The organism is Leptobacterium meishanense, assembly GCF_037645805.1.
GTDB lineage: Bacteria > Bacteroidota > Bacteroidia > Flavobacteriales > Flavobacteriaceae > Leptobacterium_A > Leptobacterium_A meishanense.
The window spans coordinates 13,335-39,674 of record NZ_JBBEXE010000008.1 but is presented as its reverse complement, the minus strand read 5'-3'; the positions used below and the strand labels follow the sequence as shown (position 1 = coordinate 39,674).

The following is a 26,340-nucleotide window of genomic DNA, read 5'->3' as shown; positions in this document are numbered from 1 at the left end:
TTTTTAGTCCGGTGTTTTTAATAGTACCGACACTGCATTTCCTCCAAAGCCTACCGCATTTATCAGCACTTTTTTAATTTGTTTCGGAGGTTCTACTGCAGGGTTAAATGGCACTCCTATAAATTGCTGGTACTGCATCATTAAAATAGCCAATTCTATACTTAACATCCCGGAAGCTCCAAACGTATGGCCTATTTTCCATTTATTGGTGGTAAGTGCCGGCACTTCATGTTGGAATACTTTTTTTATGGCATTGTATTCCGATATATCCCCTTTTATAGTTCCAGGGGCATGCATCACAATAACGTCTACCTGATCAGGAGCAACATCTCCCAAAGCCATTTTCATCGATTTTTGGAAACAATCGGCCTTCGCAGAAATAGAAATATTGTGTTCTAAAATTTCTGTGGCATATCCTATCCCTTCTACAAGAGCTAATGCATTTTCTTTTATACCACTTTCTAAACATGCCACCGCTGCACCTTCTCCCAATATCATCGTGTTTTTCTTTTTTTCAAGGTCAAAAGCTCTGCATGGATATAATTGATCTCTCGACTGCGCTCGAGATGACAACTTCTCTTTATCTAGTTTTGCATATATTTTTAAGGCTTGCATTTGGGCGATGGTAAATGGGGTAAGCGGAGCTTCGCTACCTCCTACCAAAAATTTATCAGCCATACCTGCATTCAGCCAAGCAATACCATTGAGCATGGCATGCAATGCGGTGGAACAGGTAATGGAATGTGATATTTCAGGGCCTGTACTTTGCAAGTCATGTGCTGCCCATGATGAAATATTCCCAAGAGTGGTAGTAGGCGAACTAAGGGTCTTTGTCTTTTTTCGGCTTAAAAAATCTTTATGGTATTTTTCAAAAAGGGAAGTGGCCCCTCTTGAGGATCCTATGTTTATCCCAAAATGTGTTCCTTTTCCCCAACTAGCCTGTTTTACTGCTTTCCTTGATGCATAAATGGCATACAAAACGGTGTTATCCAATGCCTTGTATTTAGCCTCGGAATCCCGGAGCCCTGCAATAGCTGTTTTATCCTGCTCGTTCAATTCGGAAACAAGCGCTGTAAAAGCACTAAATTCCTTTTCAATGATGTAATGCTTTGGGCTTTGATATGCTTCCCATATTTTCTCTAGCCTACTTCCCAAAGGGGATAGGGAAGCGACAGCAGTTATTGAGATTGGGTTCTTCATTTAGTAATCGGTCACATTTGTTCAATGTGGCAAAACTAATGCTATTTATACGTATACACAAAGGGTTATTTTTTTGTTTAAACCTTATTTATTATTTGGAAAGTAGCAGGTCAAAATAGAGTCTATCGGCTGTTGTCCTTTTTGGATCTTTTTAATTTTTAAAACCGTTTTTTCAGGCAAAAGTTCTTTTAACGGTTGTTCTACTTCTTCTATATGTTGAAAAGCAGCAGCAATGGCCTTGTCCCATTTTGAATGGTATTTTAAAAGATCGTCAGGATAAACGACCTTTCGTTTGGTCCCTTCATCTTTTGCTTTAAAGGGTTTTGCAATGTTCAGGTAGCCATAATCGTCCGTTAGTTCTTCCCCTGGATAAATATCCCGAATGGCGATCTCAAAATCATACGGTGTGGTCAAGCAATTGCTTTTAAAACTGTGGTTGACATACTTGGCCAAATCCCAGCAGAGAATGTACTTGCCTTTTTGGTTCCTGAAGGTATAATAGTCTAAAACGTTTTGGTAGAACTCGCTCATTTTATCAATTTGAGCTTGTGTAAGGACAACATCCAACTTGTCCTGCACCCAAGTGATGGTGCCTTTCGGGATGAATTGTGTTGCCACAACGCCATAACCTATTTCATCGGAAATAAATTGTAGCTCGGTATGCGGGTGAATCATTAATTATCTATAATCATATTACTAAATTATAGTATTTTTTCTAATGTTGATTCAATGACATTATAAATTTTTTGTAATTCTTTTTCGGTAATAATATAAGGTGGTAAGATGTAAATAGTGTTGCCCAAAGGCCTAAGGAACACTCCATTTTTCATGAAGAAATTAAAGAGTTTATCTCGCAGGTTTCCATAGCGTTCCATCTTCACGTTCAAATCAAGGGCATAAATAACCCCGCGCTGGCGGGTAGCTGCTACTTTGGGATGTTGTTTGATACGGTTATCAAATTTTTGGTGTGATTTAATAATCCGCTGTATGCTTTCCTGTATTTCTTTGGATTGAAGCAATTCTATGCCAGCCAGTGCTGCCGTACAAGCAATGGGGTTGGCTGTATAGGTGTGCCCATGAAAAAGCCCTTTGGCTATTTCATCACTATAAAAAGCATCGTATATTTTTTGGGTTGTAGACGTAATTGCCATAGGTACTACCCCGGCAGTAAGCGCTTTGCTCAGACAGATAATATCGGGGAGATTTTGTAGATATCCGGAAGCAAAGTTTTTTCCTGTTTTTCCGAAACCTGTCATTACCTCATCAGCAATAGTGATTACCTCGTTTTCATGGCACAAACGGATCAACTGGTCCAATCCTCCTACATCGTGCATTTTCATGGCAGCTGCCCCTTGTACCAAGGGTTCAAAAATAAATCCGGCAACATTGTTTTTGGCAATCAGCTTTTTTAATTGTGATAGAATATTGTCATTGTTTTTCCCCGTTGGTACAGGAATCCTTTCTACAGTAATAAAAAACTCTTTGAATGGACCATTGTAAATGGACAGGCCCGAAACGGACATCGCGCCAAAGGTATCGCCATGAAAGCCTTCTTTAAATGCAACAATTACATTGCGTTTATTCCCTTTGTTGAAGTGATATTGAAGAGCCATTTTTATGGCTATTTCTATAGCAGTAGAACCATTGTCGGAAAAAAAGAGTTTGGCTTGGTTATCGGGTAATATTTTTATAAGCTCTTCGGAAAGTTTCACCGCAGGCTCATGGGTAAACCCACTAAACACCACTTGGTCAAGAATGCTTAACTGTTCTCGCACTTTTTTTATAATATACGCATTGCAATGACCATACATACAGGTGTACCAGGAAGCAATGCCGTCTATATACTCATTTTCATTTTCGTCATATAAGATAGTCCCTTTGGCTTTTACAATCCCTATAGCTTCAGGGTGCAGCTTATGTTGGGTAAGGGGGTGCCAAAGATGTTTTTGGTCACGTTTTGATAGTGTCATAGGCAAATTATAACGTATGGTGCAAACTTAACTGTAATTGCTGTTTGTGCAATGTATTGGTGGTTTGTTGCATAAAACCAAACTGTGCTTTTAAATTTTTAGTGATACTATATCCTAACGCGAAATATGTACGGTTACGGTCAAACAATGTCACACTATTTCCATTTCCGATAGCTTGCTGTCCATTGATAAACAACTCATTGTAAAATGCGACATATACGGCACCCGGCTCGAGGTCTTTTTTATTCAATGGGACTGTTATAAAAAAATTGTACCGAAACCGTGTCCTGAAGTTTTGATTTTCTACAAAACGTTGTTCGTACCGAAACCGATGTGTTAAGTAAACTCTATTTCCTACTTTTTGTGGTAACAAGGCTTCTTGGTAGATCCGGCTTTCTTCAGAAGTGGCATCGCTTGATCCAAAGGCTCCTGACTTTATATAGCCATATCCTAATGTGAACTTTACATTGGTGTTTTTAGGTTGGTAGGTGGCTCCCCCTCTAAGCAATAGTTGTTCCAAGTCCCCGATAAGGTCCCAATTCCTGTATTGAATATCCCCTTGAAAGCCCCAAGAAGTTTCTTTTAGGGTGGTGTTCCAAAAATACATATACCAAGCTCCTAGTTTATCTTCATCAACTTGGCTATAGCCTTTAAAAGCCATAATCATTACAATACTTATGGTGATTATTTTTCTTTTCATATTTATTAAAGTGTTTCTAGTGTTGGTTTCAATAAGGTAGCATATCGCCTTATGGTTTCCTTGTCAAATTGGGGTTCTTCATATATTTTTCCGATTACCGGTACGCCTGTCATTTTTATGATAATCTCTTCAGTTGTTTTATGTTGATAACTGTCATGGGTACAGCCGTTAAAAATAATCCCCCCTATGGTCAATCCCCTACTTTTTAATGCCTCTATGGTCAACAATGTATGGTTGATGCTCCCTAAATAATGCCGGGAAACAATAATTGTTTTGTAATCCGGACGAATAATGTCCATAATCGTATCTTTTGTGTTTAACGGGACCAGCACTCCCCCGGCACCTTCAATGACCAAATGATTGCTTGTTTTTGGAGGGTTGATCTTCTCAAGGTTTATCTCAATACCTTCCTTTTCAGCAGCAGCATGCGGGCTCATGGGAACCTGCAAAGCATAACTGTTTGGGTGAATGGTTGTTTTGGGGTTAGAAATTAATGCACTCACTTTATCGGAATCAGAATTATCCAAATCCCCTGCCTGAACAGGTTTCCAATAATCCGCTTCTAGGGCTTCTGTTATAATGGCTGCAGCAATTGTTTTGCCTACTTCTGTGGAAATTCCAGTGATAAATAGTTTTTTCAAAAGTGTTCTTTATTTATTTTGTAAAAGTAGCTAATAGGCTTAAAAATTTCGATAGTTCTTTTTCAGAATTGTAGCTATGCAAGCAAATACGAAGCCGTTCTTGTCCTTGAGGGACTGTCGGGGAAAGAATAGGTTTTACATCAAAGCCTTTTTCTTGTATGATTGTGGCAATTGTTTTTACATTTTCATTCCCTGAAATAATACAACAATGAATGGCTGAAGTACTGGGAATAAAACAATCTTGGAGTTGGTACTTTTCGACTTCCTTATTAAAAAAAGCAATGTTTTGATGGAGTTTTTCGATATTTTTTTTAATTATCAAAGCGATTGAATCAGATTTCTCTTCCCGATAGCCATCGGGATTTGAAATGACAGCAAGAGCTTTATAGATTACTAAAGTCGTGGCTAATGAATGAGGGGGCAAACCTGTGGTATAAATGAAACTTCTGGAAAAATTAATAAGGTAGTCTTTTAGTTTTTCCGTCCCTAGAATGGCTGCACCATGACATCCCAAGGCTTTTCCGAAAGTAATAACACGGGCAAATATTTTTTTCTCTAACCCTAATGCTTGGACAAGCCCTTGTCCATTTTCCCCATAAACACCGATGGCATGGGCCTCATCAACAATTAAATGACAATTCTCTGCCAAACAGATTTCTGCAAATGCCTTAAGGTTTGGACTATCCCCATCCATAGAGAACACCGATTCGGTCACTACATAGATTTCTTGTTCTTCATTATTTTGACTGCGCTCAGTTTGGCAACGTACTATTAATTGCTGTAAGTGCTCCAATTTGTTATGCCTGAACTTGTATGCTTTTGCTTTGGACATGGATATCCCATCGCGAATGGACGCATGGGCCAATTCATCATAAAGAATAATATCTCCCCGCTGCGGAACGGAAGAAAACAATCCCAGATTGGCATCATAACCTGAATTATAGATCAATGCTGCCTCTGTGTCGTGAAATTCACATAGTGTTTTTTCGGCTTCTTTATATAAAGGATAATTTCCCGAAAGCAACCGTGAGCCTGTTGCCCCATTCATCAGCATTTTTCGGGCTTTTAGCAATTGATGTGCGTGCTGAGAAACAACTTCAGACTTTGCTAATCCTAAATAGTCATTGGAAGAAAAATCTATTTTCCCTTCCCCAGCCTCTGGTAATTTTCTTAAAAGCCCTTCTTTTTCCCTTGAAGCTAGTTTAAAAGTTAGTTTTTTTGGAAATCTGTTCATGCCGCAAAAGTAATACATCATTTTTTGTTTCTGTCTTCAAAAAGAAAAAGCAATCCGATTTATAATTAATATCTTCGTTGTGTAAAAACCGTATTTTTATGTTTAAACTTTCTTTTTTCGGGCTTCTTTTTATGATTGTACATTTCCTTTCTGCGCAATCAAGCAGGTATACTATTTCATTCCCAAATGCAGTTCACCATGAAGCAGAGATAACAGCTTCTTTCAGTAATTTAACAGATAGTGTTGTTGAGTTACGAATGAGCAGGACTTCTCCAGGAAGATACGCACTACATGAATTTGCTAAAAATGTATATGGTGTAACTGTTACTGACAGCAAAGGAAATCCTTTAAAAATAACACGTCCCAATCCGTACCAATGGAATGTGAGCGGGCATGATGGTGTTGTTTCCATAAAATATACTTTGTATGGGAATAGGGGTGACGGCACTTATTCGCAAATTGATGAGACCCATGCCCACTTAAATATTCCAGCAACTTTTATGTATGCCCCTCTTCTTGCGGAGAATCCTATTGAGGTATATTTTAATCTTCGGGAAGATTTGGATTGGAAAGTAGCCACCCAGTTAAAACATATAAAAGGTAACCTATACTTTGCCCCCAACCTCCATTATTTTATGGATAGCCCTGTTGAGATAAGCAATTATAGCCTACGGCAGTTTACCGAAACTTCCAACGGAAAAAATTATACCATCCGTTTCGTATTGCACCATAAAGGTACGGAGGCCGAACTTGATGAATATTTTGAAAACGTAAAGAAAATCGTTCAGGAAGAAAAAAAGGTCTATGGAGAACTCCCTGAATTTGATTATGGCGAATATACCTTCTTAGCTTGTTATATTGATAATGCTTCCGGAGATGGCATGGAACACCGAAATTCTACCATACTTACCAGCACAAGAAGTCTTTCTGAGGGCGGTATGAAAAATAATATCGGAACTGTTTCACACGAATTTTTTCATGCATGGAATGTAGAGCGTATCCGCCCGAAATCACTAAACCCTTTTAACTATAAAGAAGCCAATATGAGTGGTGAGCTTTGGTTTGCTGAAGGTTTTACCAGTTATTATACCAACCTGATTTTATGTAGAGCTGGTATTATAACCCCTAAAGAATATATAAAAAGTTTAGAATCAACTTTTAATTATGTGTGGAATTCCCCTGCACGTAGTTATTTCAACCCTATTGAGATGAGCTATCAGGCACCTTTTGTTGATGCTGCAACTTCAGTAGACCCCGTGAACCGCGAAAATACATTTATTTCCTATTATTCATACGGAAGTGTTTTAGGGCTAGCCCTGGATTTATCTTTACGAAATGAAGCAGCAAACCTAGATCTAGACGGTTATATGAAATTGGTTTGGAATACCTTTGGAAAAACTGAAACCCCCTATACCATAGAAAACCTTCATAATGCCTTGAATAAGTATGCGGGAAAGGCATTTGGGGACCATTTTTTCAATACCTATATCTATAAAAGTAAAATGCCCGATTATAAAAAGCTGTTTGAAAGTGTTGGTGTTTCCTTAAAAATTGATGATACTAAAGCTTATTTTGGGGCTGTTATAAAAAGCAAGATTATTACTAAAAATCCAAAAAAGGGAACCCCGGTATATAATGCCGGCCTAGAAAAAGGGGACCTGCTCATTTCTTTTGGCAATACTACCATATATCCATCAACAGATTTGGATGAATTATTGGAGCGTTATCTCCCAAATGATGAAGTGGTCATTTTTTATAACCGTTTTGGAGAACAAAGGCAAACAAAAGTAACGCTGGGAAATAACCCTACTTATATTATAAAGCTATTTGAAGATGCTGGCCTACCCCCCTCTAAAGAGATGCTCAAAAACCGTAAAAAGTGGTTAAAGTAAAGAAACTATAGCCCTTTTGTTTTTGGTAAAATCATTTTTTTATGGCGAATTTATATAGCCTTGAAGTTTTTTATAGTAGGTTTTTGACACCGGAAGTTTTTTTGAGCCTTTTTTTAATTCAAGAAACGCATTTTGTGAATGGCCTGACAATGCTTTAGCATATGATGGATTTATTAAATACGACCGGTGTATTTTCATTAAAAAAGAGGCTTGCTTTAATATATTGGACAGGGTACTCCGCATCAAAAAGCTTTCTACTTCTCCTTCTGAGTTTAAAAAGTGAAACTCTACATAGTTATCAGATGATTTGGCATAGAGCAGTTTAGATTTTTCAATTGTAAAAATATCTTTTTTGTTACTTCCTTCTATGGTTATGATCTCTTGCATAGTAGGCAATACTCCTGTTCTATATCGGAGATACATAAGAAACGGAAGTATAATAATAGCAATGGGAAGTGAAAAAAGAAATAGAAAGCGTCCATAATTACTCCACTCAAAGGCTACTTCTTTAATGACCAAAACATGGTATATATTTATAACAAGTGTCCCTATCAAAAAATACATTATAACAAATAGTGCCTCATTCCCTATTGTCCATCGGTTGTGGTTCTGAAAATATATTATTTTTTCAAGCCTGTAAAGAAGCATATGTGTAGTCAATAAGCATGCTCCATACCCCAAAAAAAGAAGGGTTTTATTAGGATGCTTAAACATGAATGTGTCAAACGGTTGTAGGTAAAGTAGAATGAACACCAAGAACAATGCTATTAAAATACCTATTAATGTCTGTTTAAACCAATTGTTAACAAATGGAATTTGTTTTTTGAGCATAAAAAATCCTCATTTAAAAAATGAGGATTAATATACTAAATTTCTTGAAAGGTTAGTCAGCTAACACAATCACTTTGTTAGCACTCATCTCTATGGTACCTGATTGAATTGCCAATAATGTTTCGTTCTTATCTCCTTTTGTGAATTTATCTTTTACTCCTTTTGATAATTTTATTTCTCCGTATATCTTGACGGTCCCCTTGCCTAATAATGATACAATCGGTGCGTGATTATTCAGCATTTGAAATTCTCCGTTAATCCCGGGAACAGCAACTGAATCAACATCTCCACTAAATAATGTAGCTTCGGGGGTTACTATTTCTAAATACATTTTTTAGTCTTTAGGTTTTTGGTTTTTAGCTTCTTAATTGTTGGCTTGTATGTCGGTCCATAATGACCCTTCAACAACTGTAAACTGTTATCTATACTTCTGCTAACATTTTTTCTCCAGCCTCAATAGCATCTTCAATAGTTCCTTTCAGGTTAAATGCTGCTTCAGGAAGGTGGTCCAATTCACCATCCATAATCATGTTGAAGCCTTTAATGGTATCTTTAATGTCTACCAATACTCCTGGAATACCGGTAAATTGTTCTGCTACATGGAATGGTTGTGAAAGAAACCGTTGTACCCGTCTTGCACGTGATACAGCAAGCTTATCTTCTTCTGAAAGTTCTTCCATACCGAGAATAGCAATAATATCTTGTAATTCTTTATAGCGTTGTAATAGTTCTTTCACACGTTGTGCACATTCGTAGTGCTCTTTTCCTAAAATTTCCGCTGTTAAAATTCTTGAAGTAGAATCTAGCGGATCTACGGCCGGGTAAATTCCTAGCTCTGCAATTTTACGGGAAAGTACGGTTGTTGCATCTAAGTGGGCAAACGTTGTTGCCGGTGCAGGATCGGTCAAGTCATCCGCAGGAACATAAACCGCCTGTACTGATGTAATGGATCCTTTTTTGGTAGAGGTAATCCGTTCTTGCATGGCACCCATCTCTGTTGCCAAGGTCGGTTGGTATCCTACCGCTGATGGCATCCGTCCTAATAGTGCAGATACCTCAGAACCTGCTTGTGTAAAACGGAAAATATTGTCAACAAAAAATAGCACATCTTTACCTTGTCTATCACCTGCTCCATCACGGAAATACTCTGCTACAGTCAACCCTGATAAGGCGACCCGTGCACGCGCTCCCGGAGGCTCGTTCATCTGTCCAAACACAAACGTTGCTTTTGATTCTTTCATTGCCTTTTTATCAACCTTAGAAAGATCCCATCCTCCTTCTTCCATCGAATGCATAAAATCATCTCCATACTTGATAATACCTGATTCTAACATCTCTCTTAAAAGGTCATTCCCTTCACGGGTACGTTCTCCTACGCCTGCAAATACCGATAATCCTCCATGTCCTTTCGCAATATTGTTGATCAATTCTTGTATCAATACTGTTTTTCCTACTCCTGCGCCTCCAAATAAACCAATTTTACCTCCTTTTGCATAGGGTTCAATCAAATCAATGACTTTAATTCCTGTAAACAGTACTTCTGTAGCGGTGGAAAGGTCTTCAAATTTTGGTGCTTCCCGGTGGATCGGCAATCCGTCATCTCCTGCTTTTGGCAAATCTCCTAAACCATCAATAGCATCTCCAATAACATTGAAAAGACGTCCATAAACATCCTCTCCTATCGGCATTTGAATCGGTGCCTGTGTAGCGACAGCTTCTGTTCCACGACTTAAACCATCTGTAGAGTCCATAGAGATGGTACGTACTGTACCTTCACCAATATGCGATTGGACTTCTAATACTAATTTAGACCCGTCTTGTCTTGAAATTTCCAGCGAATCATAAATTTTTGGAAGGTCTGATCCCGAGGAAAATGAAACATCTACTACCGGACCAATAATTTGAGTAACTTTTCCTGTAACTTTTGACATTACTTAGTGTATTTACTTGTTGACTATTTGTGTGCTGTGCAAGCAGCTTGTTTTCAGGGTGCAAAGATATACTTTTAATTGGAAAAATGAATAGGGTTTTGAGGTATTTTTTAAGGTTTTTGAATTGGTTTTTATACAGGTTTAAATGGCTATAATAAGTTAGAAATAGACAGTTTTAAAATATAAAGACCTCACAGGTTTTAAAACCTGTGAGGTCCAATAAAGTTCTATATTTTACTCTTTTATGGTAACGGAGGGAATAAATTAGGAAAATCCAATATATCTACCGGAGGTAAATTAGATCCATATGTTTCATTGATGGCTTCCATAAATGCATTTGCTATAAATGCATACCCTCTTGAGGTTGGGTGTACTCCATCTAATGAAAATGCGCCTCCAAAAACTAAAGCTGATGTTAACGTAAACCTTCCGTTATCATATGGGATGCCCGCTTCGTAAACTTCATTCAACAGGCCATTGGCATCTACAAAAGCTAAACCGGCATCTGAGGCGGCATTTTCTATTGTCATGTTATATAAGTCTACAGCAGTTTTTATTTCTTCTACTTCGCTTTTGGACAAAACCCATTCATCAGCTAAAGGAACCGTTACTCCATTAATCAACTGTGGATTCTCTCCAACGAGTGTCCCTATTAATGTAGAGCTCGTTAATAATAGAAAATCACTCTCCGTAGCTTGTCGTATTGAGGGAAGTCCGGCTTCTGATAGATCAGTTAAACTTTCATCAATTATTACTACTGCATTCTGACCCTCTACAAAATTGATGGTTCTTAAAGCTCGTTCATCATCCGCCGCTTGTGATCCCGTAAGCGCTAATGCTAACCCTGCATTGTATGCAGCATACCCAGCATTTACTGCCGTTGCTGTAGAAGCATCCATTGGTATAGGATTATAAGGTACTGTCGTAAAAAAAGGTATGGTAGTAACATCTGGGATGTTGGCCACAGCCCCTTTGGCCCCGCCGGAAGTCAATGTTGTGATTAACCCACTATATACCGAAGCGAATACATTTGGATCTGTAATATCACTTGAACCATAGGTAGATGGATCCAAGTTACCGGCTTGGTTAACTCCTGTACCTCCCGATGTAGCATAGCTTAATACATCGTTGTTTCCTATCCATAACGTAAAGAATGTTGGGCTTTGTGCCATTGCATCTGCCATTACAGTAGTTCCAGGGCTTGAAGCCATCCTCACAAAATAAGGGTTTGCTGCCCCTGCCTGTACTCCAGCAATATTTCCATATCCGGGAGCTACTAAATGAAAGCTCTTGGCTCCAGGAACCCCCATGTTATTAAAAGGCCCTGTAAGCACATTGGTAATGTCTGTAGTTGCAGCTCCGGGAAGTCTTGCAGGCCCAGCACCATTAAAAAACAACCTATTCTCTAGAATAGGAGTTCCTGCCAATAATACGCCTCCAAGGTTGTCTCCCATTAAAGGCATGGTGAAGCTTCCTCCATCTGCCAAAGCAAATTGTCCTGCCAGCATATTCGGGAAGGAATTGTTTTGTCCTGCAATAAAAAGTGCACCATCTGTATATCCCGCAGTTAATGAATTTCCAACTGCTACATAGTTTGAGAAATCAGCACTTCCCGGTACTACGACGACCGGTGGTTCTACAACTACTGCATCGTCATCTGAATTACAGGCTACTAAAGTTATAATAGCAACTAAAAACAGCCCTTTATAATTATATTTTGTTTTCATATTCTATTGTTTTTTAATTCTTTTACAGATTGTTTATAAACCATGAGATATAATATTGTGCCCCTACGTTTCCAGTTCCAAAAGCGGTAAAATACTCATCGTTTAATATATTAGATGCTCCTATTTTGAAGGTAGATTTTAGACTTGGAACCCTGTAATTGATTTGTGCATCAAATACATTGAACGAAGGGACAGAACCATCAGCAAAGGTTGCTTGCCAGAAATAAGAATCACTCCAACGATAGCTTATATTAAACCCTAGGTTTTCTATAACATCTGTGTTTCCAAAAGAAGCTTTTACTTTATGTTTAGGTGTGTTAAAGCTTGTTCTAAAATCAGGGTTTGCTGCTTGATCAAAATGTTGTTCTGTAAAAGTGTAGTTAGCACTTAAATCATAGTTTCCAAATATTTTGGTGCTCACTGCAATAGAAGCCCCTAACGATTCTACATCTGCATCAGAGTTTGTATAGGTTTGGTATACTTGGAAGTCATCATTATTTAAAGCTAACAATGATAATGTGTTGTCTCCTACTGTCCCATAGAGAGGTACTATTACATTTTCGTTGGAAATAAAATTTTTGTATTTATTGTAATACGCATTAAAATCTATAATAAACTTATCTATTTTCCCTCTATATCCCACTTCATAGGCAGTTACTTCTTCAGGTTGCACCAAGCCTACATCTGCAGCCGTAGGTGTTCCGTTTTGTACTGAATTTAGTGAAAATGCATTTTCATAGGCTGCTCTCCCTAAAATATCCACTGTTGGTGCACCAACTATGCCAGCCCCATCTCCGCTTAATGTATAGGTTCTTACGTCCCTGTCTAAGTTATCAGGTGCTGATCCTACTAAAATAGCCCTTCCTGCATCTAATCCTATAAACAAGTCTTGTGTACTTGGGTTTTTAAACCCGGTCTGAATAGAAAAACGAATATTATGTTCCCTTTCAGCCCCTGCTGTATATCCTATAGAGAAACGTGGAGAAATATTGGCATCAAACAATTGTGATTTATCATATCGAACAGAGCCTGTAAGTTTTAACCGGTCATCTGCCAATTTTTTCTGGATTTGTGTATATGCCCCTACTTCAGAATATTTAATGGGGCCGTCTATGTCTGTAAAAATAGTTCCTGAAGAATTTAATTTATATTCTCTAAAGGACCCCCCAACCTGGATTTCGGCAACATCCCAAAGATGTGCAAAATTATAATTAACATCTACATGACGTAATTGTGTTTCATCCTGAAATTTCGAGCCTGTTGTCAAATCAGGGTCAGAGGTAACTGTGTTGAATGCATTTTGAAATTCCGCTGTTCCGGGAATAAGCCTTCCTGTATCTGCCACTTGCCGGGCCGCTGCGTGTGCTTGTACCGGGGTAGCACCTGTTAAAGACGCTTGTACAAAAGTTCCTGCATACTCACCAAACCAAGTTTCATCTGATTTCCATAGCCTATTTATATTGATCCCTGTAAAACGGGTATCATAAGAGTCCCCAGCATCTTCACTTGTGGCATAAGCCCTAACAAAGAAGTTATCATTCCGTACTTCTATCTTATGTTGTTGTAAAAAGAAATTTTTAATAGCATATCGGTTCGCTCCCTGATAGATTGTAGATCCTGACCCTATTTTTCCTGCGTAAATAATTTCAAAATCATCTGCAAAAGGCCTATAGTGCATTGCCCAATCTGCTTTTATACTTTCTGCATTGTAGTTGGTTAAATCCCGTTCTGCGTAACCCGTCCTACTAACATTTTCATTGGGCAATAAATTTTCTGCACCTGAAGGAAGAATTCCTAATCCTACTAGTGTTTCTCCCACTTCTCTTATATTTGTGCTTACTTCATCCCCATAAATGTTCAATCCATCATAATTGGGATTAACCCTTGTACTTCCAGGAGCAAGGACATCTTGTTCATTAACAGCAAACCAATCTGTTCCCTTTAAATATGCGAAATTTACTTTTGCTGCAAATTTATCGGAAAAAGCATGTGCTGCCCGAAATCCAAAATCGTAGTATCCATTGTCACCAGCTGCTTCCTGTGAAGTAACTCCAGACCTAAAATATGCACTCACTCCTTGATAGTCAAATGGGTTTTTACTGGTCATGAAAAGTATTCCATTAAAGGCATTCGCTCCATATAATGCAGAGGAGGCTCCAGGCAAAAGTTCTACACTGTTTACATCCAATTCCGTCATCCCCAGTAAGTTACCCAACACAAAGTTTAAGGCTGGAGATGTATTGTCCATACCGTCTACCAACTGCACAAAACGCGTATTATTAAAGGTAGCAAACCCTCTGGTGTTTAGTGCTTTAAAAGTTAAACTATTGGTGTTGATATCAACCCCTTTAAGGTTTTCTAACCCATCATAGAATTCGGCCGAAGCCGTATTCTTAATTTCTCTAAGGCCAAAACGCTCCACTGTCACGGGTGATTCAAATATACGTTCTGGAGTTCTAGAAGCAGAAATAACGATTTCATCTAGCTGTGTGTTCTGCTCACTTAATGTAACCGTTACGTTTTGGTTGTTTGATGTAATGTCTACAGTTGCCGAGGCATACCCCAGACTCGATACCGTTAATTCAAATGGCAGAATCTCTGAGGTGGTTAGTACAAACACACCATCAAAATCTGTAACAGCTCCTATGGCTTTCCCTGTAATTACCACATTGGCTCCAGGAATAGGTTGGTTATTTTCATCAACAACCTTACCATTTATTGTTGTTTGAGCATATGAAAATGATCCTATCAACAATACAATTGCAAAAAATAATGTTCTCATCATCTTGTCTTGATTAATAAATTCGAGGGAACAATATACAGATTTTTGCTATTTTTTAATAGCAGACTGTAAATTTTATGAAAATCGCAATTATTCTACAGTAACTGATTTTGCTAGGTTTCGTGGTTGATCTACATTACAACCTCTCATTACTGCTATATGATATGACAATAATTGCAATGGAATAGTGGTTACTAGTGGCGAAAGTGTTTCTGCTACTTCAGGAACTTCAATGGTATAGTCTGCTAGTGCTTTTATTGTAGTATCTCCCTCTGTAACTATAGCTATAATGATACCGCTGCGGGATTTTATTTCTTGTACATTACTGACTATTTTATCATAATGTCCTTTTTTAGTCGCAATGACTACTACGGGCATCTGCTCATCTATTAATGCTATAGGCCCATGTTTCATTTCTGCTGCCGGATAGCCTTCAGCATGTATATATGAGATTTCTTTTAATTTTAATGCCCCTTCTAATGCTACAGGAAAATTATATCCTCTTCCCAGATAAAGAAAGTTTCGAGCATCTTTAAATATTTTTGAAATAGTTTTTACTTTACCTCCTATGTTCAATGTCTTCTTCACCCTTTCAGGAATAGCCTCCAATTCCATAAGGTACTGGTGTATTTGCGTTTTGGACAGTGTTCCTTTTTCACTTGCCAATCTCAAAGCAATAAGCGTTAGAACCGTTATTTGTGTAGTAAACGCCTTAGTAGAGGCCACTCCTATTTCCGGCCCTGCATGTGTATATGCCCCTGCATGTGTTTCTCTAGCAATGGAAGACCCTACAACATTGCATACTCCAAAAACAAAAGCCCCTTTTTCTTTTGCAAGTTTTATAGCTGCTAACGTATCTGCTGTTTCTCCTGATTGAGAAATAGCTATAACGACATCTTTTTCTGAAATAACAGGGTTTCGATAACGAAATTCTGAGGCATATTCGACCTCAACAGGAATTCTGGCAATATCTTCAAATATATATTCAGCAACAAGGCCTGCGTGCCAGGAGGTTCCACATGCAACAATAATAATCCGGTTTGCATTCAGGAATTTTTCTATATGATCTTCTACTCCTGCCATTTTTATAATTCCCTGATTTGTTCTTAACCTTCCTCTATACGTATCCTTAATCGCATTAGGCTGTTCATATATTTCCTTGAGCATAAAGTGATCATAACCTCCTTTTTCTATTTGCTCAAGGCTTAATTGAAGTTCTTGGATATATGGATGGACTAATGAGTCATCTTTAATTTTTCTAACTTTTACCTCTTTTCCCCTTCTTACTATGGCCATTTCTTCATCTTCTAAATAAATAGCATTATTAGTAAACTCAATAAAAGGGGTTGCATCAGAGGCAATAAAAAATTCATCTTCTCCAATACCAATGGCTAGTGGACTTCCTAAACGGGCTACAACAATCTCATCAGGTTTTGTTTTATCAAAAACAGCAATTGCATATGCTCCAACAACTTGGTTTAATGCAATTTGAACAGCTTTACCCAGTTTAACACCTTCATTTTTCTTAACATCTTCGATAAGATTTATGAGTACTTCCGTATCCGTATCAGAAACAAAATGATACCCTCTTTTTATTAATTCTTTTTTTAATGGTTCATAGTTTTCAATAATGCCATTATGAATAATTACCAGTTCTCCTGAATTTGAATAGTGAGGGTGTGAATTAACATCATTGGGAATTCCATGAGTTGCCCATCTGGTATGACCAATTCCTAAATTCCCTGAAATGGTTATCTCTTTTTCTGCTTTTTCTTTAAGTTTTTGTACTTTACCCTTAGTCTTTGATAGTTTTATATTAGTTCCGTCATATAAAGCAATCCCTGCACTATCATAGCCTCTATATTCAAGCCGTTCCAATCCTTTCATAATGATAGGATATGCTTCCCTTTTACCTATATATCCAACAATTCCACACATAAATTAATTATCATTTGTTGGGTCTGTATAAAATATCTCTAATCGCAGTTTTTTCTCTTCTTCTTCAGGAGTAGTTGCATTCCCTCCGAATAAAACAGTACCAAATGGGTTTATAACTGAGGCCTGAGGAATTGGAACTTCTTCCATGTTTTCTATAATTCCTGTAACATTCACAGGATTATTAATGTCTGAAGTAACCACTAGGCCTAATTTTACATTGGTAGAGTCTTTTCTGAGTACTCTGTTAATATGTTCTGTAAGACGTATTTTATATTTAATCCCCTTCCCATCATCATCTGTTTGAATAATCCCTCCATAGTTACTACGGGAACCATTTGGATCTGGACCTTGAGAAAAGTCAATCTCATAATCAATTAATGTCGTCCCATTCGTTAGATTATATAAATACAATCTTTTTGGTTCTATTATGCTACTCGAAGAATTCATTACTGCTCTATCAATATAAAAGGTAAGGTTTGCCTCATTAATTAACCAATCATTCGCTCTTACCTCTTCTAGTTTTTCTGTAACTCCTTCAGGATCAAATAAATTAATCTCAACAAATGATCCGGAACCTCCATTTAAATATAGACGAGAAGCATTTATCCCCTTAGCTATTTCAGCAGTAATATCTCCAGGTAATAGATCACTTATCATTGTATTTATACTGTTCAAAATCGTATTAGATAACAATATCCTATAGGTGTCTCTCTCTTTTATTATGGTATCATCGGAAGTATTTCCGGAAGTTCCGTTTGTATCTAAACGGTCATATTCATAATCAATGGTAATATTAGCTTTTGCAAAATCTAACAGCATTAAAATATCTTCTGAGAAATTGTCTGTTGATATAATAACCCCTCTAAAAAAATCCTTAAAATTATTGTTCGTAGCCAGTTCATTAGCTCCTTCTTTATCCAATATTTTCTCTTGAAAAAATTGTGGGTTGAGTTCAACTCTTATTCCAGGAGGAACTCTCTCTAAAACTGTTGTGGACTCATCAGCATCGGTATTAGGATCATCCTCATTAAAAATTAATGTTTCAATATTGTTTATCTGAAAAACACCATCATATAAATTTTGACCTATAGATCCTGAAAAATCTGCACTAGAAAAATACTCTTGGGCTTCCTCAAAATTACTACTAGGGTCTAAATCTCTTAGAAAGAATGTAAGTTCATCGACACGTACATTAAATACCGCTTCTTTATTACCATATATAGAGTCTAATTTGAAAATCTCAGGGACTATATCTGATGCTGTATCGGTATCCTCCGCATCTCCTATACCATCTCCGTCAGTATCTGGATTTAGTGGGTCTGTACCATTCCTGCTCTCATCAAAATCAGTAACACCGTCTTCATCAGTATCACTTTCAGGATTGTCAGGATCTACATCTATATCATCGGGAACCCCATCACCATCAGCATCTTCAGGAGCGCTATTAAAAAATGGGACATTTAGATATACTTTTTTAACTGTTTCATTTTCTGGTATTGTTTCTTCATCATCATCTGTAGCATGAACATCTTCAAGAGTTTGGGATCTAGAACCAAAAACCGGATTCGGTGGCTGAAGAAAAGCCTGCGTAACAATACGCGCCTCTCTAGTCCCATATATTGGATTGTTTAGCCTCCCCAATTGATATAATGGCAAACCATCTGTCCTGACACTAGTTAAAGTTTTAGTTTGCGCATATACATCAAAAACTACTTTATCTGTTTCAAAATTGCTGTTTCCAACTACATCAATCCCTATCGTATTAAAATCTTCATCACAAGAGTACATTACTGCTGCAAAACACACTAATAAAAATACTCTTATCACACTTTTTCTCAATATTCTCATAAATTTCATTTCTATTTATTACCTAAAACCTCTTTTTCATAGAAATTAGTATATGCCTCTTCAAATTCATATATTGAAACATATGGAAGTGATGGCTTTCCTATCTCATTAATATATTCCTGTATAGCACTTGGAATATCTTCCGAAGCTACTACTACTGCATCTGAGTTAGCAATAGCCACTTTTAATAAATTCGAGTAATCAGGAGTTTCTAAAAATGTCATTTCTTCATTATCAATTCCATCCATATATACTTTATTTACCATTTCTTTATCCAGAACTCCTTCAAATCCATTACTATAAACGGAGGTAACTATTTTGCTTTCCGAAAATAAAGGTTCGTCTGCATAATAATTTCTGAGATACATAGGAACTAAGGAAGCTAACCATCCATGTACATGGATGATATCTGGAGACCAGTTAAGTTTTTTTACAGTTTCAACGACTCCTTTTGCAAAGAATATTGCCCTTTCGTCATTGTCAGGAAAAAGATTTCCTTCTTCATCAGTAAATGTAGCTTTTCGCTTAAAGTATTCTTCATTATCTATAAAATAGACCTGAATTCGCTCTTTAGGGATTGATGCCACCTTTATAATTAACGGCATATCCATGTCATTTACCACTAAGTTCATTCCTGACAACCGGATTACCTCGTGCAGCTGATGTCTTCTCTCATTAATATTTCCGAAACGAGGCATAAATATACGTATTTGTCCTCCTCTGTCATTTACCATTCTCGGACTTTCATATGCCATCAGTGAAACTTCATTCTCTGGCAAGTATGGAACCATTTCAGAAGCAACAAATAATACTTTCTTATTTGTCATATAATTGAACTGTTTTCTTCGTGACTTTATTAAAGCATGCAAAATTACAAAAATTATGCCTAATTCCTTTAAAATATATAAGTTTGCAAGCTGTTAATTTTTCGTGAATGGAAGTTTGTAAAGATATTGCATCGTTAGATGAGCACCTAAAGCTCTATGAAAATATACGAAATCAGATTGGCTTGGTGCCTACTATGGGAGCACTCCATGCCGGACACATATCATTGGTTAAAAAAGCGCTCGCTGAGAATGATATTGTTATTGTCAGTATTTTTGTAAACCCTACACAATTTAATAATCCCAATGACCTCTCAAGATATCCTCGCACATTGGAGCGGGACATTATTCAACTGAACCATCTAAATGATGATATCATTGTTTTCGCCCCTTCCGTAAAAGAGATGTATCCTGATGGTGCTATTTCTGAAGAGTATAACTTTAAAGGAGTTGCATCTATCATGGAAGAAAAGTTTAGGCCCGGGCATTTCAATGGTGTTGCAACTGTAGTCAAACGGCTTTTTGAAATTGTGAACCCAAAACGGGCATATTTCGGAGAAAAAGATTATCAGCAATTATTCATTATTAAAAAACTGGTTAAAAAAGAAAAGCTTCCCATAAAAATTATAGGATGCCCTATTGTAAGAGAGCACAATGGACTTGCAATGAGTTCAAGAAATGAACGCCTTTCAGATAACACCCGTTATAAAGCCTCTTTTATTTATAACATCCTTTTAAAAATTAAGGAACGTTTTCTTGTAGAAAAATCAGGAGACATAAAACATTGGGTACAAAACCAGTTTAAAAATCAAGAATTGTTCAAGTTGGAATATATTGAAATAGTGGACACCAACACCCTAAAACGTATCCGCATAAAAGACCCTGAAAAAAAATATAGGGCTTTTATTGCAGTATATGCAGAAGGAATACGACTAATAGATAATATCGCTTTAAATTAATTACCTTTGCGGCATGCAAGTACAAGTAGTAAAATCAAAAATTCACCGGGTAACGGTTACCGGCGCTGAGCTCAACTATATTGGCAGTATTACCATTGATGAGTCATTGATGGATGCAGCTAATATTATTGAAGGGGAAAAAGTTCAGATTGTAAATATCAATAATGGCGAGCGCCTTGAAACTTATGTTATAAAAGGGAACAAAAACAGTGGTGAAATTACCCTAAATGGGCCTGCAGCCAGAAAAGTCCAAAAAGGGGATATCATCATCATCATTTCATATGGAATTATGGATTTTGAAGAAGCAAAATCGTTTAAGCCCACATTGATTTTTCCCAATGAAAAAGATAACTCATTAACCTGATATTGAACAAAAAAATTATAAAATATGCTAAAATTATACTCCCGCTATTGTTGGGAGTTTTTTTCATAGCATATTCATACTATAATACTTCTGAAGAAGATCGCCACAAAATATATACTTCTATTAAAAATGCCGATTACTTCTGGGTTTTTCTTTCCTTAGTAATGGGAGGACTTAGCCACCTGTCAAGAGCCTACAGATGGAACTTTTTATTAGCGCCTATGGGATACAGACCAAGATATCCAAACAACCTTATGGCAGTCGCTATTGCCTATCTTGCAAATTTGGGTGTTCCCCGTTCAGGAGAAGTATTAAGGGCAACTACCCTCGCTTCTTATGAAAATGTCCCTTTTCAAAAAGCATTTGGCACTATTGTAGCAGAGCGTGTTGTCGATTTGTTTATGTTATTTTTAATAGTGCTGCTTGCATTCATTTTCCAAACAGAAACCATTCTTGGTTTCTTCATAGAGAGAGGGTTCAACCTGAATATACTATTACTCTTTATAGGCATCGGGCTTTTTTGTCTATTTATTTTTATCAGGTTCATAAAGCGCTCCAAGGCTTCCTTTGCAATTAAGATAAAAAAATTCATAAAAGGTTTGCTAGAAGGGGCAACCAGTATCTTTAAAATGAAAAGAAGGGGACTTTTTGCTTTTCATACATTTTTCATTTGGACTATGTATGTTCTTATGTTTTGGGTTATCCGTTATAGTATGCCTGAAACACAAAATCTTCCTTTTAGTGCCATCATCACTGCCTTTATTGCCGGCACCTTTGCCATTTCTACCACCAATGGAGGTGTTGGCCTGTATCCTATTGCAGTTGGCAAAATATTGGTAATTTATGGTATTTCACAAACCGCAGCTGATGCCTTTGGCTGGATTATGTGGACTTCCCAAACCCTACTAGTTGTTTTTATAGGGGCATTATCGTTTCTTTTTCTACCTATTTACAATCGAAGTAAATAATTTTATAAATTGCTTCGTTTATAGGTAAAACCCCTTTACGAAATGAAAATCTTATATACTGCATTTTTATCCCTTTATACTTTTATAGGGTTCTCACAAGTCAAACAGACTCCTTTTAATTCCTATAAACTAAATGAAGAACGGCCTATTCAAGTATATGTCCCTGAAAATTATAATGAAGAAAAAAGCTATCCGCTTATTGTAGTATTGGATGCCGAATACTTATTTGACATTGTTGTTTCCAATACAAAGTTTTATAGCTATTGGGACGAAATGCCACAGGCGATCGTAGTAGGTATTAACCAAAATTATGACAATATCCGCGTGAAAGATTGCGAGTATAGCGACGAAAATGGGTTCCCTTCCGGAAAAGGAAACGATTTTTTTGAGTTCATCGGGATGGAGCTCATTCCATATCTTGATGAACAGTATAAATTAGCTAATTTTAAAGTGATCGTAGGGCACTCCCTTACTTCAAACTTCATCAATTATTACCTCTTCAAAGAAAAACCATTATTTGACAGTTATATTAACCTAAGCCCTTCTTTAGCTCCTTTAATGGAAGAGCATATTCCTGAACGAATTGCTACTTTTCAAGACAAAAAATTCTTCTACTATCTCGCAACTGCACAAGAAGACCTAAAGGAAAACAGTGAACGGATATACTCACTTCACCAACAAATGAAAACAGTAGACAAACCAAACATTCAATACTATTTCGATGACTTTAAAGGGGCCACTCATATTTCGCTAGCTTCCTATGCCGTTCCAAAAGCATTAGATCAAATCTTTGGCATTTACAAACCCATTTCCGTAACTGAATACAAAGAAAAAATATTAATGCTGGAAACGCCCATTTATGACTATTTGGAGGAGAAGTACAATACCATAAAAACACTTTTTGGCATTGAAAAACAAGTAAGTTTGAACGACATCATGGCAATCTATGCCGCTATAAAACAAAAAGAAGACATGCCTTCATTGGAGCGGTTAGCCAAATTAGGAAAACAACAGTACCCAAGCACCATGCTTGGCTACTATTTTGAAGCTGAGTATTACGAACAAGTCGGTGAACCCAAAAAAGCCATGCGTACCTATGAAAAAGCATTTGGAATGGAAGAAATAGATTTTCTTACTAAAGACATGGCGCTAGATAAAATCGATGCCATTAAAGCTGATTTTGGATGGTAAAAAATATCGAAATAATGACCAAAAGAAAAGCATAAAGTGATGCGTATTATAAAAACAAAAAAACAATTATTGATTATAGTACTAATCCTAATTACCAAAATAGGATATGCCCAACAAGAATTTCAAAACACCCTAGTTTATGATAGTCTTATTGGCTCGCCAAAAGCATCATTAAAAGATATCCAGTGGATGGAAGGGAGTTGGCGGGGTAAAGCCTTTGGTGGGATTACTGAAGAAGTATGGACCCCTCCATTGGGCGGAACTATGATGGGTGCTTTTAAATTGGTAGTTAATAACAAGCCCAGTTTTTATGAGCTTTTGATCCTCTCTGAAGAAAATGAGACATTAATGCTCCGATTGAAACACTTTCATGCTAACCTTATGGGATGGGAAGAAAAAGACAAAACCGTTGACTTCCCATTAGTAAAAGTAACCCCGAACAAAGTTTATTTCGATCAGTTTACTTTCGAAAAAGTTGATGATAATGAAGTAAATTTATATGTTGTAATTAGTAATAGGGATAAAAATAAACGCGAAGTAAAATTCAATTACAAAAGAACAAAAGAATAATACACATCACATTTAATGTTATATGTAACTTTTATTCAGCAACTAGAAAAACACCCCTCTATGAATTAATAATTAAATATCATTCTGAATACTCGCCTCGACTGGAATAGGCTGGCTGTCGAAGAGTGCTCAATATAACCTAAACTTCTAAACACATAAACAACTAAACAAAACATTAAACTTTTAACTTTAAAACTTTCCACTAAAACCAATGGCCAAAACAAAAACCGCTTTCTTCTGTCAAAACTGTGGTACACAATATGCCAAATGGCTTGGGCAATGTACTGCATGTAAAGAATGGAACACCCTTGTAGAAGAAGTCATCCAAAAAGAAGAAAAGGTAAGCTGGAAAACCAGTTCAGGTGAAATAAAAAAAACATCTCGGCCGTTAAAGATCAAAGAAATAGACACATCGCAGGAAGCCCGGTTGAATACTAAAGACAACGAACTTAACCGCGTGCTAGGTGGAGGCATTGTCCCTGGATCATTAACCCTGCTTGGTGGTGAACCCGGTATTGGAAAAAGTACTTTACTTTTACAAGTCTCTCTAAAACTCCCTTATAAAACCCTGTATGTCTCTGGCGAAGAAAGCCAACAGCAAATAAAAATGCGTGCCGAACGGATTCAACCCGAAAGTGAACAGTGCTACATCCTCACCGAGACAAAAACCCAAAATATCTTCAAGCAGATTGAAACCATTGTCCCGGATATTGTCATCATCGATTCTATACAAACCTTGCATTCCGATTACATAGAATCTGCTGCCGGGAGCATTTCCCAAATCCGTGAGTGTACTGCCGAACTCATTAAATTTGCCAAAGAAACTGCTACGCCCGTTATCCTTATTGGACACATCACCAAAGATGGTCACATTGCCGGACCCAAGATACTGGAACATATGGTCGATACCGTTTTACAGTTTGAGGGTGACCGAAACCATGTATACCGCATCCTGCGGGCATTAAAAAACCGTTTTGGCTCTACTGCCGAGCTGGGCATCTACGAAATGCAGGGCAACGGCCTTAGGGAAGTGGCCAACCCATCAGAAATACTCATCTCCCAACACGACGAGGGCCTTAGTGGCACCGCCATTGCCGCCACGCTGGAGGGCATGCGCCCACTCATGATAGAAATACAAGCCCTGGTAAGCTCCGCCGTATATGGCACACCACAGCGCAGTACTACCGGTTATAATGCCAAACGCTTGAACATGCTCTTAGCGGTCCTTGAAAAACGGGCCGGCTTCCGGTTGGGGGCCAAAGATGTGTTCCTTAATATTACCGGGGGCATCTCTGTAGATGACCCTGCCATTGACCTTGCCGTAGTAGCTGCTATCCTCTCCAGCAATGAGGACATTGCCATTGAAAAAGATATGTGCTTTGCTGCCGAAGTAGGCCTTGCCGGGGAAATACGTCCCGTAACCCGGGTGGACCAACGTATTTTAGAAGCCGAAAAACTGGGCTTTGCCACTATATTTGTCTCCAAACACAATAAGATAACCTTAAAAAACACCACCATCACCATACAATTGGTAGCCAAGATAGAGGATGTGGTGAGTGTGTTGTTTGGTTAAAAATGTATAACTTCGCACAAATAAAAGTGTCGTGATATTCGAAAATAGTCTTACAATTGGTAATGGTGTATACACAATTCCAGAGGTTGCAAAAATCTTGAGATTACCATATCATAAAGTTAACCTATGGGTCAATAATTACTGGGATGGAGAATTAGGGAAAGCTTTTAAAGGTAAGTATTCATGGTCAGTAAATAAGTCAAAAGCTATAAGTTTTCACACACTAGTCGAATTTTATATCCTTATACTATTTGCTGAAGCCGGAGTTAAAACTCGTGATGTACTAAATGCTCATATCGAATTGACTAAAAAATTTAATACCGCTTTTCCTTTTGCCCAAAAAGAGATTTTGAAAAAAATCCACACAGATGGAAAGAAAATTTTTCTTGAATTAAATGGGGATACTATTTCTCTTGATGGAACAGAGCAGTTAAACCTTGGGTTTATAAAGCAATTTTTTAAAAATTTAGACTTTGATGATGATTCCATTGCCTCAAGGTTTTGGCCATTAGGAAGAAAAAAAAATATTATTGTTGATCCTAAAAAACAATTTGGACATCCCACTATAAAAGACACTAGTATTTATCCTGAAACTTTATATAATCTACATAAGGCAGGAGAACCGATAAGTTTTATTGCTTTCACATATGAAATTGATGAGAAATCAGTAAAAGATGCCATTGATTATTGTAATGCCGCATGATAGTATATATAGATGAAAATATGTCTCCTTATCTAGCTAGAGGTTTTAATATTCTTCAAAAGCCTGAAAATATAAAGCTAAATCATACAATTGAGGTAAAATCGATTAAAGATGAGTTCGGAAAAGGAATCCCTGATGAAGAGTGGATTCCATTAGCTGGTGAAAAAGGAGCTTGTGTAATTACACAAGATTATAATATTAGAAGAATTTACCATCAAAACAAGCTTTGTGAAGAAAATAAACTAGGAATGTTTTATTTTCGCCCTCCCGCCAAAAATGGTTTTAAATACTGGGACATGCTTGCTTTATTAGTTAAACATTGGCCTCAATTATGTAAAATTCTTATAACTCAAAAAAAGCCCTTTATGTATCAAATCACTTTGAGGGGAGGAGTTAAAAGGCTTTAAGGGTTATACTTTCACTACCTAGCACGGGTTTGTAATCCGTTCAAGATCATACTTTAAAGGCTTTCAAATAAAAACAAACTTTTAATT

Annotated in this window: 23 protein-coding genes; 9 read left to right on the top strand and 14 right to left on the bottom strand. The window is 37.2% G+C overall.

The window, feature by feature from the left end:
- Positions 1-3: 3 nt before the first annotated feature.
- The 6 genes from WBG21_RS09330 to WBG21_RS09305 form a co-directional block, all read right to left on the bottom strand.
- Complete coding sequence (locus WBG21_RS09330) at positions 4-1,200, bottom strand: beta-ketoacyl synthase N-terminal-like domain-containing protein (protein ID WP_340077198.1); 1,197 nt, start codon at positions 1,198-1,200, stop codon at positions 4-6.
- 84 nt (positions 1,201-1,284) lie between these two features.
- Positions 1,285-1,875, bottom strand: coding sequence for an SET domain-containing protein (locus tag WBG21_RS09325; protein ID WP_340077196.1), 591 nt, complete (start codon positions 1,873-1,875; stop codon positions 1,285-1,287).
- Positions 1,876-1,901: 26 nt separating this feature from the next.
- A complete protein-coding gene (gene bioA, locus WBG21_RS09320) occupies positions 1,902-3,170 on the bottom strand; it encodes an adenosylmethionine--8-amino-7-oxononanoate transaminase (protein ID WP_340077194.1) in 1,269 nt (422 codons plus the stop codon).
- Between the two features lie 7 nt (positions 3,171-3,177).
- Complete coding sequence (locus tag WBG21_RS09315) at positions 3,178-3,870, bottom strand: DUF2490 domain-containing protein (RefSeq protein WP_340077192.1); 693 nt, start codon at positions 3,868-3,870, stop codon at positions 3,178-3,180.
- Between the two features lie 5 nt (positions 3,871-3,875).
- The gene (gene bioD, locus WBG21_RS09310; RefSeq protein WP_340077190.1) at positions 3,876-4,511 is read right to left on the bottom strand and encodes a dethiobiotin synthase; all 636 of its coding nucleotides are present in this window, start codon (positions 4,509-4,511) and stop codon (positions 3,876-3,878) included.
- Between the two features lie 13 nt (positions 4,512-4,524).
- Positions 4,525-5,745, bottom strand: coding sequence for an aminotransferase class I/II-fold pyridoxal phosphate-dependent enzyme (locus WBG21_RS09305; protein WP_340077188.1), 1,221 nt, complete (start codon positions 5,743-5,745; stop codon positions 4,525-4,527).
- A 98-nt stretch (positions 5,746-5,843) separates the two neighbouring features.
- Here WBG21_RS09305 and WBG21_RS09300 point away from each other — a divergent pair, with 98 nt between their 5' ends.
- Positions 5,844-7,637, top strand: coding sequence for a M61 family metallopeptidase (locus tag WBG21_RS09300; protein WP_340077186.1), 1,794 nt, complete (start codon positions 5,844-5,846; stop codon positions 7,635-7,637).
- A gap of 39 nt (positions 7,638-7,676) precedes the next feature.
- Here the strand turns inward: WBG21_RS09300 and WBG21_RS09295 are convergent, their stop codons facing one another.
- From WBG21_RS09295 to WBG21_RS09260, 8 genes are all read right to left on the bottom strand, one after another.
- On the bottom strand, positions 7,677-8,468 hold the full coding sequence (locus tag WBG21_RS09295) for a LytTR family DNA-binding domain-containing protein (RefSeq protein ID WP_340077184.1): 792 nt from the start codon (positions 8,466-8,468) through the stop codon (positions 7,677-7,679).
- Between the two features lie 52 nt (positions 8,469-8,520).
- The gene (locus WBG21_RS09290) at positions 8,521-8,799 is read right to left on the bottom strand and encodes a F0F1 ATP synthase subunit epsilon (protein ID WP_340077182.1); all 279 of its coding nucleotides are present in this window, start codon (positions 8,797-8,799) and stop codon (positions 8,521-8,523) included.
- Positions 8,800-8,890: 91 nt separating this feature from the next.
- Positions 8,891-10,399 (bottom strand): F0F1 ATP synthase subunit beta, encoded by a 1,509-nt coding sequence (gene atpD / locus WBG21_RS09285; protein ID WP_340077180.1) that lies wholly within the window; start codon positions 10,397-10,399, stop codon positions 8,891-8,893.
- Positions 10,400-10,641: 242 nt separating this feature from the next.
- A complete protein-coding gene (locus WBG21_RS09280; RefSeq protein WP_340077178.1) occupies positions 10,642-12,126 on the bottom strand; it encodes a G-D-S-L family lipolytic protein in 1,485 nt (494 codons plus the stop codon).
- Between the two features lie 22 nt (positions 12,127-12,148).
- Positions 12,149-14,908, bottom strand: a complete 2,760-nt coding sequence (locus WBG21_RS09275; protein WP_340077414.1) for a TonB-dependent receptor — start codon at positions 14,906-14,908, stop codon at positions 12,149-12,151.
- A gap of 90 nt (positions 14,909-14,998) precedes the next feature.
- A complete protein-coding gene (gene glmS, locus WBG21_RS09270) occupies positions 14,999-16,846 on the bottom strand; it encodes a glutamine--fructose-6-phosphate transaminase (isomerizing) (protein ID WP_340077176.1) in 1,848 nt (615 codons plus the stop codon).
- Between the two features lie 3 nt (positions 16,847-16,849).
- Entirely contained in the window at positions 16,850-18,694 is a 1,845-nt protein-coding gene (locus WBG21_RS09265) for a DUF4270 domain-containing protein (RefSeq protein ID WP_340077174.1), read from the bottom strand.
- Positions 18,695-18,705: 11 nt separating this feature from the next.
- Positions 18,706-19,521 carry a glycogen/starch synthase gene (locus tag WBG21_RS09260; RefSeq protein WP_340077172.1) on the bottom strand — a complete coding sequence of 272 codons (816 nt, stop codon included), beginning with the start codon at positions 19,519-19,521 and terminating at the stop codon, positions 18,706-18,708.
- A 107-nt stretch (positions 19,522-19,628) separates the two neighbouring features.
- Between WBG21_RS09260 and panC the strand changes: the two genes are divergently transcribed.
- From panC to WBG21_RS09220, 8 genes are all read left to right on the top strand, one after another.
- Complete coding sequence (gene panC / locus WBG21_RS09255; RefSeq protein WP_340077170.1) at positions 19,629-20,477, top strand: pantoate--beta-alanine ligase; 849 nt, start codon at positions 19,629-19,631, stop codon at positions 20,475-20,477.
- A gap of 13 nt (positions 20,478-20,490) precedes the next feature.
- Positions 20,491-20,841 carry an aspartate 1-decarboxylase gene (gene panD / locus WBG21_RS09250; protein WP_340077168.1) on the top strand — a complete coding sequence of 117 codons (351 nt, stop codon included), beginning with the start codon at positions 20,491-20,493 and terminating at the stop codon, positions 20,839-20,841.
- A 2-nt stretch (positions 20,842-20,843) separates the two neighbouring features.
- On the top strand, positions 20,844-21,809 hold the full coding sequence (locus WBG21_RS09245) for a lysylphosphatidylglycerol synthase transmembrane domain-containing protein (protein WP_340077166.1): 966 nt from the start codon (positions 20,844-20,846) through the stop codon (positions 21,807-21,809).
- Between the two features lie 42 nt (positions 21,810-21,851).
- Positions 21,852-23,000, top strand: a complete 1,149-nt coding sequence (locus tag WBG21_RS09240; protein WP_340077164.1) for an alpha/beta hydrolase — start codon at positions 21,852-21,854, stop codon at positions 22,998-23,000.
- Positions 23,001-23,039: 39 nt separating this feature from the next.
- On the top strand, positions 23,040-23,570 hold the full coding sequence (locus WBG21_RS09235; protein WP_340077162.1) for a DUF6265 family protein: 531 nt from the start codon (positions 23,040-23,042) through the stop codon (positions 23,568-23,570).
- Between the two features lie 211 nt (positions 23,571-23,781).
- Positions 23,782-25,143, top strand: a complete 1,362-nt coding sequence (gene radA / locus WBG21_RS09230) for a DNA repair protein RadA (RefSeq protein ID WP_340077160.1) — start codon at positions 23,782-23,784, stop codon at positions 25,141-25,143.
- Positions 25,144-25,174: 31 nt separating this feature from the next.
- Positions 25,175-25,846, top strand: coding sequence for a DUF433 domain-containing protein (locus WBG21_RS09225; RefSeq protein ID WP_340077158.1), 672 nt, complete (start codon positions 25,175-25,177; stop codon positions 25,844-25,846).
- A complete protein-coding gene (locus WBG21_RS09220; protein WP_340077156.1) occupies positions 25,843-26,253 on the top strand; it encodes a PIN-like domain-containing protein in 411 nt (136 codons plus the stop codon). Before WBG21_RS09225 ends, WBG21_RS09220 begins: the two co-directional genes overlap by 4 nt.
- Positions 26,254-26,340 lie beyond the last annotated feature (87 nt).

Bases quoted from the DNA above. Each gene is read 5' to 3' on its own strand.
- panD (WP_340077168.1), top strand. From the start codon at position 20,491: ATGCAAGTACAAGTAGTAAAATCAAAAATTCACCGGGTAACGGTTACC.
- bioA (WP_340077194.1), bottom strand. From the start codon at position 3,170: ATGACACTATCAAAACGTGACCAAAAACATCTTTGGCACCCCCTTACC.
- WBG21_RS09280 (WP_340077178.1), bottom strand. From the start codon at position 12,126: ATGAAAACAAAATATAATTATAAAGGGCTGTTTTTAGTTGCTATTATA.
- WBG21_RS09290 (WP_340077182.1), bottom strand. From the start codon at position 8,799: ATGTATTTAGAAATAGTAACCCCCGAAGCTACATTATTTAGTGGAGAT.
- atpD (WP_340077180.1), bottom strand. From the start codon at position 10,399: ATGTCAAAAGTTACAGGAAAAGTTACTCAAATTATTGGTCCGGTAGTA.
- panC (WP_340077170.1), top strand. From the start codon at position 19,629: ATGGAAGTTTGTAAAGATATTGCATCGTTAGATGAGCACCTAAAGCTC.
- WBG21_RS09235 (WP_340077162.1), top strand. From the start codon at position 23,040: ATGCGTATTATAAAAACAAAAAAACAATTATTGATTATAGTACTAATC.
- WBG21_RS09265 (WP_340077174.1), bottom strand. From the start codon at position 18,694: ATGAGAATATTGAGAAAAAGTGTGATAAGAGTATTTTTATTAGTGTGT.
- WBG21_RS09305 (WP_340077188.1), bottom strand. From the start codon at position 5,745: ATGAACAGATTTCCAAAAAAACTAACTTTTAAACTAGCTTCAAGGGAA.
- WBG21_RS09220 (WP_340077156.1), top strand. From the start codon at position 25,843: ATGATAGTATATATAGATGAAAATATGTCTCCTTATCTAGCTAGAGGT.
- glmS (WP_340077176.1), bottom strand. From the start codon at position 16,846: ATGTGTGGAATTGTTGGATATATAGGTAAAAGGGAAGCATATCCTATC.
- WBG21_RS09315 (WP_340077192.1), bottom strand. From the start codon at position 3,870: ATGAAAAGAAAAATAATCACCATAAGTATTGTAATGATTATGGCTTTT.
- WBG21_RS09240 (WP_340077164.1), top strand. From the start codon at position 21,852: ATGAAAATCTTATATACTGCATTTTTATCCCTTTATACTTTTATAGGG.
- WBG21_RS09325 (WP_340077196.1), bottom strand. From the start codon at position 1,875: ATGATTCACCCGCATACCGAGCTACAATTTATTTCCGATGAAATAGGT.
- WBG21_RS09275 (WP_340077414.1), bottom strand. From the start codon at position 14,908: ATGAGAACATTATTTTTTGCAATTGTATTGTTGATAGGATCATTTTCA.
- radA (WP_340077160.1), top strand. From the start codon at position 23,782: ATGGCCAAAACAAAAACCGCTTTCTTCTGTCAAAACTGTGGTACACAA.
- WBG21_RS09295 (WP_340077184.1), bottom strand. From the start codon at position 8,468: ATGCTCAAAAAACAAATTCCATTTGTTAACAATTGGTTTAAACAGACA.
- WBG21_RS09330 (WP_340077198.1), bottom strand. From the start codon at position 1,200: ATGAAGAACCCAATCTCAATAACTGCTGTCGCTTCCCTATCCCCTTTG.
- WBG21_RS09300 (WP_340077186.1), top strand. From the start codon at position 5,844: ATGTTTAAACTTTCTTTTTTCGGGCTTCTTTTTATGATTGTACATTTC.
- WBG21_RS09260 (WP_340077172.1), bottom strand. From the start codon at position 19,521: ATGACAAATAAGAAAGTATTATTTGTTGCTTCTGAAATGGTTCCATAC.